At 70.0% G+C, this 13,399-nt stretch carries 13 protein-coding genes; 1 reads left to right on the forward strand and 12 read right to left on the reverse strand.

Going from position 1 to position 13,399, the window contains the following annotated elements; genetic code table 11:
* Position 1: 1 nt before the first annotated feature.
* Positions 2–787, reverse strand: coding sequence for a tryptophan-rich sensory protein (locus tag WFJ97_RS08665; protein ID WP_336641177.1), 786 nt, complete (start codon positions 785–787; stop codon positions 2–4).
* A gap of 118 nt (positions 788–905) precedes the next feature.
* The gene (locus WFJ97_RS08670) at positions 906–1,469 is read right to left on the reverse strand and encodes a TetR/AcrR family transcriptional regulator (protein WP_247623725.1); all 564 of its coding nucleotides are present in this window, start codon (positions 1,467–1,469) and stop codon (positions 906–908) included.
* A 94-nt stretch (positions 1,470–1,563) separates the two neighbouring features.
* Here WFJ97_RS08670 and WFJ97_RS08675 point away from each other — a divergent pair, with 94 nt between their 5' ends.
* Positions 1,564–2,406, forward strand: a complete 843-nt coding sequence (locus WFJ97_RS08675; protein ID WP_336641178.1) for an alpha/beta fold hydrolase — start codon at positions 1,564–1,566, stop codon at positions 2,404–2,406.
* 153 nt (positions 2,407–2,559) lie between these two features.
* Here WFJ97_RS08675 and WFJ97_RS08680 read toward each other — a convergent pair whose 3' ends face one another.
* The 10 genes from WFJ97_RS08680 to WFJ97_RS08725 form a co-directional block, all read right to left on the reverse strand.
* On the reverse strand, positions 2,560–3,519 hold the full coding sequence (locus WFJ97_RS08680) for a siderophore-interacting protein (RefSeq protein WP_336641179.1): 960 nt from the start codon (positions 3,517–3,519) through the stop codon (positions 2,560–2,562).
* The gene (locus tag WFJ97_RS08685) at positions 3,509–4,309 is read right to left on the reverse strand and encodes an ABC transporter ATP-binding protein (protein ID WP_247623728.1); all 801 of its coding nucleotides are present in this window, start codon (positions 4,307–4,309) and stop codon (positions 3,509–3,511) included. Before WFJ97_RS08685 ends, WFJ97_RS08680 begins: the two co-directional genes overlap by 11 nt.
* Positions 4,306–5,424, reverse strand: coding sequence for a FecCD family ABC transporter permease (locus WFJ97_RS08690; protein ID WP_336641180.1), 1,119 nt, complete (start codon positions 5,422–5,424; stop codon positions 4,306–4,308). Before WFJ97_RS08690 ends, WFJ97_RS08685 begins: the two co-directional genes overlap by 4 nt.
* Positions 5,421–6,464 (reverse strand): FecCD family ABC transporter permease, encoded by a 1,044-nt coding sequence (locus WFJ97_RS08695; protein ID WP_336641181.1) that lies wholly within the window; start codon positions 6,462–6,464, stop codon positions 5,421–5,423. Before WFJ97_RS08695 ends, WFJ97_RS08690 begins: the two co-directional genes overlap by 4 nt.
* A 33-nt stretch (positions 6,465–6,497) precedes the next feature.
* On the reverse strand, positions 6,498–7,526 hold the full coding sequence (locus WFJ97_RS08700) for an iron-siderophore ABC transporter substrate-binding protein (protein WP_247623731.1): 1,029 nt from the start codon (positions 7,524–7,526) through the stop codon (positions 6,498–6,500).
* A 267-nt stretch (positions 7,527–7,793) separates the two neighbouring features.
* Positions 7,794–7,997: a cold-shock protein gene (locus WFJ97_RS08705; RefSeq protein ID WP_247623732.1), complete on the reverse strand. Its 204-nt coding sequence runs from the start codon at positions 7,995–7,997 to the stop codon at positions 7,794–7,796.
* Positions 7,998–8,231: 234 nt separating this feature from the next.
* Positions 8,232–11,138 carry a helix-turn-helix transcriptional regulator gene (locus WFJ97_RS08710; RefSeq protein WP_336641182.1) on the reverse strand — a complete coding sequence of 969 codons (2,907 nt, stop codon included), beginning with the start codon at positions 11,136–11,138 and terminating at the stop codon, positions 8,232–8,234.
* Between the two features lie 89 nt (positions 11,139–11,227).
* Positions 11,228–11,506 (reverse strand): hypothetical protein, encoded by a 279-nt coding sequence (locus WFJ97_RS08715; protein WP_336641183.1) that lies wholly within the window; start codon positions 11,504–11,506, stop codon positions 11,228–11,230.
* A gap of 177 nt (positions 11,507–11,683) precedes the next feature.
* Positions 11,684–12,139 (reverse strand): SRPBCC family protein, encoded by a 456-nt coding sequence (locus WFJ97_RS08720; RefSeq protein WP_247957477.1) that lies wholly within the window; start codon positions 12,137–12,139, stop codon positions 11,684–11,686.
* A gap of 103 nt (positions 12,140–12,242) precedes the next feature.
* A complete protein-coding gene (locus WFJ97_RS08725) occupies positions 12,243–13,298 on the reverse strand; it encodes a DUF998 domain-containing protein (RefSeq protein ID WP_247957476.1) in 1,056 nt (351 codons plus the stop codon).
* Positions 13,299–13,399 lie beyond the last annotated feature (101 nt).

Genomic DNA, 13,399 nt, shown 5'->3' on the forward strand with positions numbered 1-13,399 from the left:
CTCAGCGAGCCGCCCGCCCCCGCACGACCCCGATCACGCCGGCGAGCACGAGCACGACGGCGACCACGAGGGCCGCGATGCCGGTCGGCACGCTCTCCGGGGCGTCGGTGAAGCGTCCGATGGCGAGCCAGACGAGGCCCCATGCCGTCGCCAGCGCCGGGGCGATGCGGCCGGTCACGAGTGCCGCCGCGGCACCGATGACCGCCACCACCACGAGCACGGCGACAGCCCAGACATCCGCCTGATCCGCCCAGTCCGCCGGGGCGATCTGGGTGAACCACGCCGCGGTGTTCGCCACGGTCGCGATCGTGACCCAGCCGAAGTGCAGGCCGTTGGCGCCGTCAGTGAGGATGCGGTCGGCGAGGTTCTTCGCGGGGAACCGCCCGAGGAGCACGATCACCCGGGCGAGCACCGCCACCAGCAGCGCGATCACGAGCACCGTGAGCCACAGCGTCAGGAACCGCGCGGTCACCAACCAGAGACCGTTCAGCACCATCGATGCGGCGATCCATCCGCCGACGGCCTGTTGCCGAGCATCCGCCCGTTGCGCGGGCAGCGCCTGCCACACCGTGTACGCGAGCAGGCCGATGTAGATCAGCGACCAGATCGAGAACGCGGGGCCGGCCGGGGCGAGGTACGACCCCTGCGCCGAGAGCGCGCCGTCCTGCAGATCGTCGACGGATGCTCCGCCGAACGCTCCGGCGCCGACGGCGGCCGCGATCAGCATGAAGGATGCCGCGGCGATGATCAGGCTCTGTCGGGCGATGCCCTTCGTCTGTGACTCCATGACCCGGACGATACCGAGGGGTCGGCGCCACCGCAGGGGCCTTGACTCTCGCCTGGCACTTGTCTAGCCTGGCTAGCGAATTGGGCCGGCCGCGCTGAGCTTCGAGAATCGGCCGGAGTCAGGCCGCAACCGCCGCGTCGATCAGCACCTCGGCGGCACCCCGCGCCTGGGCCGCGACCGCCGCGTCGCCAGAGATGGCCGCCGTGCTCTGCGCACCCTCGGCAAGGATCGACAGCTGCGCGGCGAGCAGGGGCGAGGCGCCCGTGCTCGCGACGAGGCCCGACATGTACTCCTGGAACGACGCCTTGTGCGAGCGCACGATCTCGGCGACCTCGGGATTCGTGCCGCCGAGCTCGCCGAACGCGTTGATGAACGCGCAGCCGCGGAAGTCATCGGTGCAGAACCAGTCCTCGAGGTACCCGTAGACGGCGAGCAGGCGGGCGCGGGGGTCGCCCCCGGCATCCGTCACGGCGGCCGTCAGGCCGGACTCCCACTCGCCGTGCTTGCGCTCGAGCACCGCCGCGACGATGTCGTTCTTCGCGGGGAAGAGACCGTAGAGGCGGCGCAGCGACACGCCGGCGGACTGGCGCAGCTCGTCCATGCCGACGGCCGCGTATCCCTTGCGGTAGTAGAGCTCCTCGGCGGCGGAGAGGATGCGTTCGCGTGCCTCGTCTTCGGTCATGGGAGAAGTCTACTTGACACGAGAACGATCGTTCTCTAGATTGATCACATCAGGCGAGAACGATCGTTCTCACCGAACCGAAAGGATCAGGATCATGGGTTACATCACCGTCGGGAACGAGAACAGCACCCCGATCGAGCTCTACTACGAAGACCAGGGTTCGGGTCAGCCCGTCGTCCTGATCCACGGCTACCCGCTCGACGGCCACAGCTGGGAGCGCCAGACCCGCGAACTCCTCGCCCAGGGCTACCGCGTCATCACGTACGACCGCCGCGGCTTCGGCGGATCGTCGAAGGTCAACGTCGGCTACGACTACGACACCTTCGCCGCCGACCTCAACACCGTGCTCGAGACCCTCGACCTGCGCGACGTCGTGCTCGTCGGCTTCTCGATGGGCACCGGAGAGCTCGCCCGTTACGTCAGCCGCTACGGCTCCGACCGCGTCGCGAAGCTCGCCTTCCTCGCCTCGCTCGAGCCCTTCCTCGTGCAGCGCGACGACAACCCCGAGGGTGTGCCGCAGGACGTCTTCGACGGCATCGAGGCCGCTGCCAAGGGTGACCGCTTCGCCTGGTTCACGCAGTTCTACAACGACTTCTACAACCTCGACGAGAACCTCGGATCGCGCATCAGCCAGGAGGCCGTCACCGGCAGCTGGAACGTCGCGATCGGCAGCGCGCCCGTCGCCGCCTACGCCGTCGTCTCGTCGTGGATCGAGGACTTCCGCGCCGACGTCGAGGCCGTGGCCGCCGCCGCGAAGCCCACGCTGATCCTGCACGGCACGAAGGACAACATCCTCCCGATCGACGCCACCGCCCGCCGCTTCCACCAGGCGGTTCCCGCGGCCGAGTACGTCGAGGTCGAGGGCGCCCCGCACGGCCTCCTCTGGACCCACGCCGACGAGGTCAACGCGGCGCTGAAGGACTTCCTCGCGAAGTAACGCCGCCGCACGGCATCCGTCCGGCCCAGCGAAAGTCCCGCCGCCCATCCGGGTGGCGGGACTTCTGCATCGATCGGTGCGAAACGTCGGTTCTGGACCGCCATATCCGACATTTCGCACCGGTCAGTGCGCTTGTGGGGCGGCCTCGCAAACTCAGCCGCGCATGGCGACGCCGCGGCGCCAGTAGCCCATGAACGCCACCTGGCCGCGGTCGATGCCGAGGTCCTTCACGAGGTGACGGCGGAGGGTCGTGACCACACCGCTCTCGCCGGCGATCCAGAAGTACCGATCGCCGGGGGCGTCGGACGCCGCGATCTCCTCGCCGAGCCCCGAGTACGCCGGCGTCTCCCACAGCAGATCGTCGCTCTCGATGTCCTTCACCGCGATCTCGTCCGAGGCATCCGCGTCTCCGAGGTGCGCGAGCACCGCTGGAATGACCCGGAGCCCGTGGGCCTGGTCGGCGTCGCGCGCCAACCAGTGCACCTCGACCCCGGCGGGAGCGTCGATCGCGAGCTCGTCGGCCGCCGACGGCACCTCGATGAACGCCGTGCCGCGCAGGTCGCGCGGGGCGTCTTCGAGGATGCGCGCGATCGCGGGGGCCGCGGTCTCGTCGCCCACCAGCACGACCGAGGGCGCATCGCCGGGTCGGTACTCGGTACCGCCGCCCGCGACCACGCCGCGACGCGGTCCGATGATGATGAGCTCCTGGCCAGCTTCGGCCGCGCTCGCCCAGCGCGACGCGGGACCGGTGAGGCCGGGCGCGAGGTGCAGCACGAAGTCGATGTCGACCTCGGTGTCGCCCGAGGCCGGATCGACCCGCAGGTCGCGGATCGAATACGTGCGCATGGTTCCGCGCTCGTCTTCGGGCACGGCCAGGAACGACGCCCACCAGTCGGGGGTGTCGCGCTCCAGCGGGGGCAGGATGCCGGATGCCGGCGGGAAGATCAGCTTGATGCGGGCGTCGAACACCCCGCCCGGCGTGCCGAACTCGTCGAGGTCCGCGCCGCCGAAGGTCACCCGCACGAAGTTGGGCGAGACGCGCTCGACCCGGCGCACCTCGGCACGGGCGAGGATGTACGCCGGCTTCTCGGTGGTGGTGGTCTCAGCGGACATGGTGCCTCCCGATGGGTGTGACCATCGGCTTGCCGGAGACCGGGTCGATGGTGATCTGATTGGCGAGGCCGAAGACCTCTTCGACGAGTTCGGCGGTGACAACCTCGGCCGGGGCGCCGATCGCGTGCACGCGCCCCTCCTTCATCGCCACGAGCTCGTCGGCGTAGCGCGCGGCGAGGTTCAGGTCGTGCAGCACCATCACGATCGTGGTGCCGCGGGCGACGCTGAGATCGGTGAGCAGGTCGAGCACCTCGACCTGGTGGGCGACGTCGAGGAACGTGGTGGGCTCATCGAGCAGCAGGATGTCGGTCTCCTGCGCGAGTGCCATCGCGATCCACACGCGCTGGCGCTGTCCGCCCGACAGTTCGTCGACGCTGCGGTCGGCGAGCTCGGTCACCCCGGTGGCGTCGAGCGCATCGGCGACGACCTCGTAGTCGTGGGCGCTCCAGCGGGCGAGCGTCTTCTGATGCGGATGCCGCCCGCGCCCGACGAGGTCGGCGACGGCGATCCCCTCGGGGGCGACCGGCGACTGCGGCAGCAGTCCGAGGATGCGCGCGACCTCCTTGGTGGGTCGCGCATGCACGGACTTTCCGTCGAGCACGATCTGGCCGGCGGCCGGCGAGAGCAGGCGCGCCAGCGAGCGCAGGAGCGTCGACTTGCCGCATCCGTTCGCCCCGACGATCGTCGTGATCTTGCCGGGCGCGACCGTGAGGTCGAGGCCGTCGATGATGGTGCGGTCGCCGTAGGAGAGGGTGACCCCTTCGGCCGACAGGCTGTGCGAGACGGTCACAGCGATCCTCCCGAGCGGTTGGTGCGGATGAGCAGGTAGATCAGATACGGAGCGCCGAGCACGCCGGTGACGACGCCGACCGGGTAGCGGGTGCCGAGCAGGAACTGGGCGATCAGGTCGCTGCCGAGCACGAGCACGGCGCCGACGAAGGCGCTGGGCAGCAGCAGGTTCGCGCCGGGGCCGGTGATGCGTGCAGCGATCGGACCGGCCATGAACGCGACGAAGGCGATCGGCCCCGTCGCGGCGGTCGCGAAGGCGAGCAGGGTGACGGCTCCGAGGATGAACAGCAGGCGGGTGACGTTCACGCGGATGCCGAGGCCGGATGCCGAGTCGTCGCCGAGCTGCAGGGCACCCAGCGCCCGCCCCTGCGACAGCATCAGCGGAACGATCACGGCTGCGGCGATCGCCATCGGCAGCACCCGCTCCCACGAGGCGTTGTTGAGGCTACCGGTGAGCCACTGCATCGCCGTCTGGATGTCCCAGTTCGCGGCGCGCGAGAGCATGTACGAGATGAGGCTCTGCAGCATGGCGGCGACGCCGATGCCGATCAGGATGAGCCGGGTGCCCGCGAAGCCGCCCTTGATCGAGAGCAGGTAGATCACGAGCGCGGTGAGCACGGCTCCCGCCAGCGCGAAGACGGAGACGACCGGGCCGTTGAGCGACAGCACGATGATGCCGAACACGGCCGCCGCGCCCGCCCCCGCCGAGATGCCGATGATGTCGGGCGAGGCGAGCGGGTTGCGCAGCAGGGTCTGGAAGCTCACGCCTGCGATGCCGAATCCGAAACCGGTGAGGATCGCGAGCACCGCGCGCGGCAGACGCAGGTCGCCGACCGTGAACGAGGCCCCGGGCACGGTCTCGCCGAGGATCACGCGGATGACCTCGTCGGGCGTGTAGAAGGTGTTGCCGACCATGAGCGCGACGGCGAACAGCGCGAACACGAGGATGCCGAGCACGATCGTCGCGCTGGCGTGGCGGCGGTGGCGCGCACGGCGCCCGGCGACGATGGCGGCGACGCGGGCGGATGCCGTCTGCACCGGGCGGTCGAGCGTGTGATCGGGAGTGGCGGCGGGGCCGGTGCTTCCCGAGGAGTTCGTGCGGTCGGTCGTGGTCACAGCTCACGCACCTTCTGACGGCGGACGATCCAGATGAAGAACGGGGCGCCGATGATCGCGGTGATGATGCCGACCTGGATCTCTTCGGACGACGGCGAGATCACGCGGCCGACGATGTCGCTCGCGGTCAGCAGCGCGGCACCGGCGACCGCCGAGAACGGCAGCAGCCAGCGATGGTCGGTGCCGATCAGCATGCGGCAGACGTGGGGGATGACGAGGCCGACGAACCCGATCGGACCGGCGATGGCGGTGGCGGCGCCGGCGAGGATCACGGCACCCAGGGCCGACAGCATCCGGGTGCGGAAGACGTGCTCGCCCAGGCCCTTGGCCATGTCGTCGCCCAGCGCGAGCGAGTTCATGCCCCGCGAGCTGGCGAAGCAGGTGAGGGCGCCGACGAGGAGCACCGGGGCGGTGAGGGCGATGCGCGGCCACTCGGCGCCACCGACACCACCGACCTGCCACGACTGGAACGTCTGGAGCAGATCGACCCGCGGCAGCATGATGGCGCTGATGAGCGAGGCGAACGCGGCCGAGGTGGCGGCGCCCGCCAGGGCGAGTTTGAGGGGGGTCGCGCCGCCGCGGCCGAGCGACCCGATCGTGTAGACGAAGGTCGCCGCGGCGGCGGCACCGACGATCGCGAAGGCCATCTGCCCGTAGGGGTTGGCCAGTCCGAAGAAGGCGATGCCGATGACGACGGCGAGCGATGCGCCGTTCGAGACGCCCAGGATGCCGGGGTCGGCGATCGGATTGCGGGTGACGGCCTGCATCGTGGCACCCGAGAGAGCGAGCGCGGCGCCGACGAGCAGAGCGAGCACCGTGCGCGGGATGCGCTTGACGATCGCGGCCTGCTCGATCGTGTCGCTGTGGCCGCTGAACGCGGCGACGATGTCGTCGAACGACACGGCGCGCACGCCGAACGACACCGAGAGGATGCTGAGGACCAGCAGGAGGACGACTCCGGCGAGAAGCCAGAGCGTGCGCACCAGCACCGGGCGCCGCAGGTCTGCGGCGCCCGGTGCGATGGTGGTGGTGGCGGTCACTGAGGTGTCACTCCGCGCGAGCGGACTGATCGATTACTGAGCGAGCGGCGCGGCCAGCAGGGCGAGGTAGTCGCTGAGACCCCACGGGATCGACAGCGGCGACGGGTTGGCGGATGCCGCGATCGGGGTGGCGTCGGGGAGGATCGCGATGCGTCCCTCGGCGATGGCCGGGATCTTCGACAGCAGCGGGTCGGCCTGCAGGGTCGCGATGAGCGACTCGTCGCCGTAGGTGGCGATCACGTCGACATCGTCGAACTTCGCGGCGTCCTCGGCGCTCACCGACAGGTAGAACTCCTTGCTGTCGGCGGACTCCTCGACGATCGAGGGGAACGGCAGACCGAGGTCGTCGTGCAGGTAGCCGGGGCGCGTGTCGACGGCCGTGTAGTAGCCGATCTGGCTCAGGTCGGTCGGGTCGAAGAAGGCGAAGAGCACCTTCTTGTCCTTGAGGACGCTGTTCTCCTCGAGCGCTGCATCGGCGTCGGCGTGGAGGTCGTCGATGAGGGCCTGACCCTCCTCCTCGAGGCCGAGGGCCTTCGAGTTCATCTCGATCATCTCGTCGACCGGGGTGCCCCAGGCGATCTCGGGGTAGGCGACGACCGGAGCGATCTTGGAGAGGGTGTCGTACTCCTCCTGCGTCAGGCCGGAGTACGAGGCGAGGATGACGTCGGGGTTCGTGTCGGCGACGGCCTCGTAGTCGATGCCGTCGGCCTCGTCGAAGAGCACCGGCTCTTCGCCGCCGAGCTCGTCGAGCTTCTCCTCGACCCAGGGCAGGATGCCGTTGTCGTCGTCGTCGCCCCAGCTGGCCTTGCTGAAACCGACCGGCACGATGCCGAGCGCCAGCGGCACCTCGTGGTTCGCCCAGGCGACCGTCGCCACGCGCTCGGGCTTGGACTCGATCGTGGTCTCGCCGTAGACGTGCTCGATCGTCACGGGGAAGGCGTCGTCGGAGGCCGGGTTGGCGCCGGCATCCGAACCGCTCTCGGAGGCGGACGTCGCGCAGGCCGTGAGGCTCAGCGCGAGTGCCGCGGCGGCACCGACGGCGAGGAGACGAGAAGTGCGCACAGCAGATCCCTTCGGGTTGAGGAGGGGTGAGGCGCAGAGTCGCGCCGGTTTGGTAAGGCTGACCTAATGTAACCCGAAGTAAGGCGAACCTCAATTCGGGTGGCCGCATCGTTACCCGTATTCCAGTGGTCCCCGAGCCGGTTCCTGAGCGAGCGAAGCCGGATCCGGTTCCTGAGCGAGCGGAGCGAGACGAAGGGCCTCACCCCGGAAACGAAGAAGCCGGCCGGCTCCCGAAGGAGCCGACCGGCCTCATACGATCACGAGGGATCAGAGGGGGCGAATATTCGCAGCCTGCATGCCCTTGGGGCCGCGCTCAGCGTCGAATTCGACCTTCTGGTTCTCGCGCAGCTCCTTGAAGCCGCTTCCGGTGATCGCCGAGTAGTGGGCGAACAGGTCGTCGGTGCCGTCATCGGGAGCGATGAAGCCGAAGCCCTTTTCCGCGTTGAACCATTTCACAGTGCCAGTGGCCATGTGTTTTCTTCTTTCTTTTTTGATGTGGCCGCTGTTGTACACGGCCGCAGCACCGCACCGGAGCATCCGATGGGTACAGGGTGACGCTCTCCGGCGAGGAGGCGTGAGATGAAGGTTTTTCGGAATCCGTGCCGAACCGATCGGCGCAGAAGTCGGATCCGTGTAGAGGGCCACACACGTCTCGTGGAGATTCGCGGGCCGGTGATGAACGATCCCCCGGAAGGAGGAGCAAGGTCACCGTATCACGCCCGGTCGGGAGTTCACCTGGGCGGGCAGGCGCGCACCCGCCGCGATGGCCGCCTCGGTGCGGGTGCTGACGCCGAGCTTGCGCAGCACGGCCGAGACGTGCACGCTCACCGTCTTGACGCTGATGAAGAGCTGCTCGCCGATCTGGCGGTTGCTCAGCCCCTCGGCCAGGAGGTCGAGCACCTGCCGTTCGCGGGCGGTGAGCGCGTCGGGATCGGACGCGGATGCCGTCGCCGCGCTGTCACCGCGCACCGGATCGAGCGAGAGCCCCGCCGCGTGCGCGAAGGTCGTGGCCGTGGTCGTGAGGCGGGCGTGGCCGAGCGTCCGCGCGATTGTCGCGGCTTCGGCCAGCAGCGTCCCCGCCGCCGTGCGGTCGCCCGTGCGCAGCAGCAGTCGCGCTCGCTCGAGACGGGTGATCACGCGGAACACGACGGGCACGTCGTCTCCCTCGGCCACGTCGATCGCTCGCTGCAACGCGGGGTCGGACGGCGAGAGCAGCGCTTCGACGATCGGCGACCACGAGTCGGCGAGCAGCTGAGCGGGCTGCGCCGCCCAGGCAGCCGCCACCCGTTCCGACACCGCAGCGGTGTCGTCGCCCTCGGCGCGCAGCTCGGCGATGATCGCCGCCGCCTGCAGCAGCAGCCGCCTCTGGTGCAGCAGTACGGGGCCGTCGTCGTCGAGCATCACGACGATCTCGGCGAGCGCACCGCGCAGGTCGCCCGCGCTCTCGGCCACGGCGACGGTCATCGTGATGAGGTCGTACCAGATCTGCCGCTCGGTCTGCCCGGTCTCGACGAAGGCCGGGCGCCACTCGCGCAGCATGTCGGCGGCCTCGGTCGACCGCCCGCGCCAGGCGAGGGCCCGAACCCGCGTCATGCTCGAGTACATGCGGAAGACCCGCAGCGCTCCCTGCCGGTGATCGCGCGACATCATCTCGTCGACCCGCTCGATCTCGCCGCGTTCGAACAGCGCGACCGACATGTTCTGCATCATGATCGAGCCCGAACTGCGTCCGACACCGAGCGATCGCGCGAGGGCGAGGCCTTCTTCGGCGATGAGCACCGCCTCGCCGTAGCGACCGAGCAGGGTGAGGGCATCGGAGTAGTTGACGCGGTAGCGCAGGTCGGCGTTGGAGCTGCGGGCGAGGTCACGCGCGCGGTCGAACTCCAGGATGCCGCCCGTGATGTCGCCCAGGTGTGCGAGTGAGACACCGTGCACGTTCGCCGCGATCGACATCTGATCGCGGTCGCCCGCACGGCTCGCGATCTGCTCGGCCTCGTCGGCGACGCGGAGCGCATCACGCAGTCGCCCGGCGACCATGTAGCGGCTGGCGAGCTGATTGAGAACGGTAGCGTGCAGTGCATCGTCGCCGACCCGCGCCGCGAGGTCGAGCGCCTGCTCGGTGAGCGGGATCGCGCCGGGGCGGCCGAGGTTGGCGAGGTACTGGGCCTTGTCGCGCAGCAGACGGGCATGGAGCCTCGGTGCGACGGTCTCGGGGTCGATCTCGTCGAGTGCGGCGCTGATCACGGCGAGTGCGCGTTCGCCGTCACCGGCGTTGCGGAGCACGGATCCGAGCGTCTGCAACAGGTCGACGTGCGAGAGTCCAGCGACGGTCGCGGCGTCGGGCACGCTCGGCCAGATCTCGAGCGCGAGCTCGCCGAAGCGCGCGGCGGCCGCGAACGCGAAGCGCCCCTTCGCGTCGCGCATCGCGTCGATCGAGGCGAGGAGCGCGCGCGGTTCGTCCTGCGCGAGATGCCAGTGATGTGCGAGCGAGGCGGTGTCGACACCGTCGGTTCCGTCGCGCTGCGCCTCGAGCGCCTCGGCGTAGGCGCGGTGCAGCCGAGACCGCTCACCGGGCAGGAGGTCGTCGTGCACGGCCTCGCGCAGCAGCGCATGCCGGAACCGGTAGAGGTCGGAATCGATCACCAGGATGCCGCCGCGCGCCGCCTCACGGATCGCCTCGTCGAGCCGATCCTCGGGCAGCCCCGCCAGCGTCGACAGCAGCGGGTGCGAGAGGGGGCGCTCGGCTCCCGAGGCGACCTGCACCACCCGCTGCGCGTCGTCGCCGAGGCGATCGAAGCGGGTGAGGAGCACGTCGCGCAGGCCGTCGGGCAGCGGACCCGTCGTGCAGTCGGCGATCTCCTCGACGAAGAACGGCACTCCCTCGGCCCGCTCCTGCATGCGGGCGAGAGCGCCGTCGGAGACCGAGCGACCGGTGAGCTGCTCGGCCAGGGCGCGCACGGCGTCGCCGTCGAGCCGGGGCAGAGTCACCCGTTCGATCAGGCGGGACCGCGTCGCCTCGACGATGAACCGGCTCACGGCATCGCCCCGGCGCACGTCGTCGCTGCGGCAGCTGAGCAGCAGGAGCACCCGCCCCCGCGCGAGGGTGCGCAGCAGGAAGGAGAGGAGCGCGAGCGTCGACTCGTCGGCCCAGTGCAGGTCTTCGATCACGAGCACCTGCGGGGCCGCCTCGGCCGCGGTCTCGATGAGCGTGGCGATCGCGTCGCGCAGGCGGTCGGGGCTCGTGCGCGCCCGGTCGGCGGGCTCGTCGACGAGTTCGGGCAGCAGCATGCCGAGCGCCTCGGCACCGACGCCGACGGCCTCGCGCACGCGTTCGGCACCCAGATGCCCCACGATCGAGCGCAGGATCGCCGTGAGGGGCCCGTAGGCGGTGCGGGCCGCGCCGAGATCGAGGCACCAGCCCACGTGCACGTCGGCGCGCGTCGAGACCTCGGTCGCGAACTCGCGCAGCAGCCGCGACTTGCCGATACCGGCTTCGCCGTCGATCAGCACACCGACCGGGACGCCCTCGGCCGCACCCTCGAAGAGCCGGCGCACGAGGCCGATCTCGGCTTCGCGCCCGACCATCGCGGAGCTCAGCGCGAAGGAGGACATGCCTTCATCGTGCCACTCCCCTCCGACATCCGCCGGGCTCGCCCGATCGCCGACGCCGGGCCGGTCTCGGCGCAGTGCGACGGCCGGATTCACCGGGCCGCGACCGGCTCGCGCGGCACACCGGCGGCGCGGCTGCGTGCGGGCGCTGCATCCGTCGTCGAGCCCTGCGGGGCGGGCGCCCGACGCCGGCCTCGCACCACAGGAAGTGCACTCGCCCGACGCCCCAGCATCCGCCCGATCACTCCCACCGGCCGCGGCACGATCTGGTCGGCGTGCTCGCGGATCGACCGGCGCCGTTCGATCGCCCGCTCCCGCTGCTGCTGCTCGAATGCGGTGACCACCTGGTGCGAATAGGTCTGCTCGTACATGACGCCTCCTCGTTGTCGATATCCCTAGACAACGCTCTGAGGCCCCCTCCCGACATCGGACGGATTCCCTATCTTCGGCCGACCCACCCCCTTATGCGCGAGCCACCCCCTCCTGCACGGGGCAGAAGGGGGTGGCTGGGCTGCAGAGGGGTGGTTCGGCGATCGAGCCCGCGTACGTCAGGCGTCGACGTCGCCCCGCCACTCGCCGGTCTCGGCGCCGCGCGTCTCGATGAACTCCTTGAAGTTCTCGAGGTCCTTCTTCACGGCGTGCGATCCGGCTCCCACGAGAGAGCCGACCTTCTCGACGAAGCCCTCGGGCTCCCAGTCGATCTGAACGGTGACCCGTGTCTTGATGTCGGAGAGCTTGTGGAAGGTCACGACACCCGCGTGCTCGGTGTCGCCGCCGATGCTGTTCCACGCGACGCGCTCGTCGGGGTGCTGCTCGGTGATCTCGGCGTCGAACTCGCGCTCGACACCGCCGACCTTGACCTTCCAGCGGTTGTGGGTGTCGTCGATCTGCGTGATCGACTCGACCTCCGACAGGAACTGCGGGAAGCTCTCGAACTGCGTCCACTGGTTGTAGGCGGTGGTGACGGGGACGTCCACGTCGATGGTCTCGATGATCTGCGCCATGGTGATTCCTCCTTGTAAGTCGGAGTCCTATTCAGCACGGCATCGCCGATCGAGACGACGGGGTTGACAGCACCCGTTCGAAGGCGGATGCTCGGCGCCCGGGTCAGGCGTGCAGCAGGTGCGCGCGCGCCGACGGACGCGGCACGTCGGGCGAGAGGATCGCGAGCACGCGCACGAGGGTCGTCATCCAGAGCAGCCCGAGACCGACCGCCATCGCCTCGAGCGCGGTCATCGTGATGAGACCGAAGACCGCGAACAGCACGAACGCGACCGTGACCAGCGCCCCCACCCCGATCGTGGTGATGCTCAGTGCGCGCGGCGCCCCGGGCACGACGATCGCCGTCACGGTCATCGACGCCGCGAAGAACAGGAGCGTGATGGGCGCCACGATGTTGTGCGCCTCGGGGAATCGGTGCAGCGGCAGCAGGCCCACCCCGGCGAGCGCGAACCCGGTCACGATCCACAGTCCCGAGGTGACCGCGATGCGCCCGAGCGCCGGGTCTCCGAGGATGCGGTGCAGGTCACGGCCGATGTACGCGCCGACCGTGCCGACCAGCGCACCGGCGACGACCAGGGTGCCGTTGAACGCCCAGGCGTCGTCACCCATGCCGAGCTGCGAGAAGTTGATCTCCCACCACCGGGGGTCGGCGGCGGTGACCATCGCGAAGAGGGTGCCGATCACCAGATAGCCGAACAGGATGCTCGACAGGTCGGCCGTGCGCAGCCCGATGCCCGCGGCGAAGGCGAAGCGTCCGCCCACGGCCGCGGCGAACCCGGTGACGAGGGCGCCGCCGACGAGCGTCAGCTCGAGGCCCTGCAGCCCGATCGCCAGCACCTGGGTGCCGAGGAGCACGCCCATCCCCGCGACACCGGCGAAGGCGACGGTGAGGGCGATCGCCGAGATATCGGTGATGATGCGCTGCCAGCGCGGCATGGGCGCGGTCTCGTTCCGGCGATGCCGGAGAGTGCTCACGACGAAGGCGCCGCCGGCGATGACACCGGCGGCGGAGGCGGCGGGAAGCGCCAGGGAGCCGGAGCCGATCAGCATCCGAGGCTCGGGGCCCAGCAGCAGGAAGCCGGCGGAGGTGCCGAGCACGAAGCAGACGACCGTGGCCCAGACCGCGACGGTCTCGCCGCGCAGCCGTTGTCCCTGGTCCATGGGTACATCGAACCACTAACTGGTTACGCCGGTATATCAGCAATTGGTCGAAGCATCCACCCGTTCCCGCGCACACCCCGAGAAGCGGCGCTCCGGGACTA

It is taken from the genome of Microbacterium sp. USHLN272, assembly GCF_037149655.1.
Classification (GTDB): Bacteria; Actinomycetota; Actinomycetes; order Actinomycetales; family Microbacteriaceae; genus Microbacterium; species Microbacterium galbinum.

Bases quoted from the DNA above. Each gene is read 5' to 3' on its own strand.
- WFJ97_RS08680 (WP_336641179.1), bottom strand. From the start codon at position 3,519: ATGTCCGCTGAGACCACCACCACCGAGAAGCCGGCGTACATCCTCGCC.
- WFJ97_RS08710 (WP_336641182.1), bottom strand. From the start codon at position 11,138: ATGTCCTCCTTCGCGCTGAGCTCCGCGATGGTCGGGCGCGAAGCCGAG.
- WFJ97_RS08675 (WP_336641178.1), top strand. From the start codon at position 1,564: ATGGGTTACATCACCGTCGGGAACGAGAACAGCACCCCGATCGAGCTC.
- WFJ97_RS08720 (WP_247957477.1), bottom strand. From the start codon at position 12,139: ATGGCGCAGATCATCGAGACCATCGACGTGGACGTCCCCGTCACCACC.
- WFJ97_RS08725 (WP_247957476.1), bottom strand. From the start codon at position 13,298: ATGGACCAGGGACAACGGCTGCGCGGCGAGACCGTCGCGGTCTGGGCC.
- WFJ97_RS08665 (WP_336641177.1), bottom strand. From the start codon at position 787: ATGGAGTCACAGACGAAGGGCATCGCCCGACAGAGCCTGATCATCGCC.
- WFJ97_RS08670 (WP_247623725.1), bottom strand. From the start codon at position 1,469: ATGACCGAAGACGAGGCACGCGAACGCATCCTCTCCGCCGCCGAGGAG.
- WFJ97_RS08705 (WP_247623732.1), bottom strand. From the start codon at position 7,997: ATGGCCACTGGCACTGTGAAATGGTTCAACGCGGAAAAGGGCTTCGGC.
- WFJ97_RS08715 (WP_336641183.1), bottom strand. From the start codon at position 11,506: ATGTACGAGCAGACCTATTCGCACCAGGTGGTCACCGCATTCGAGCAG.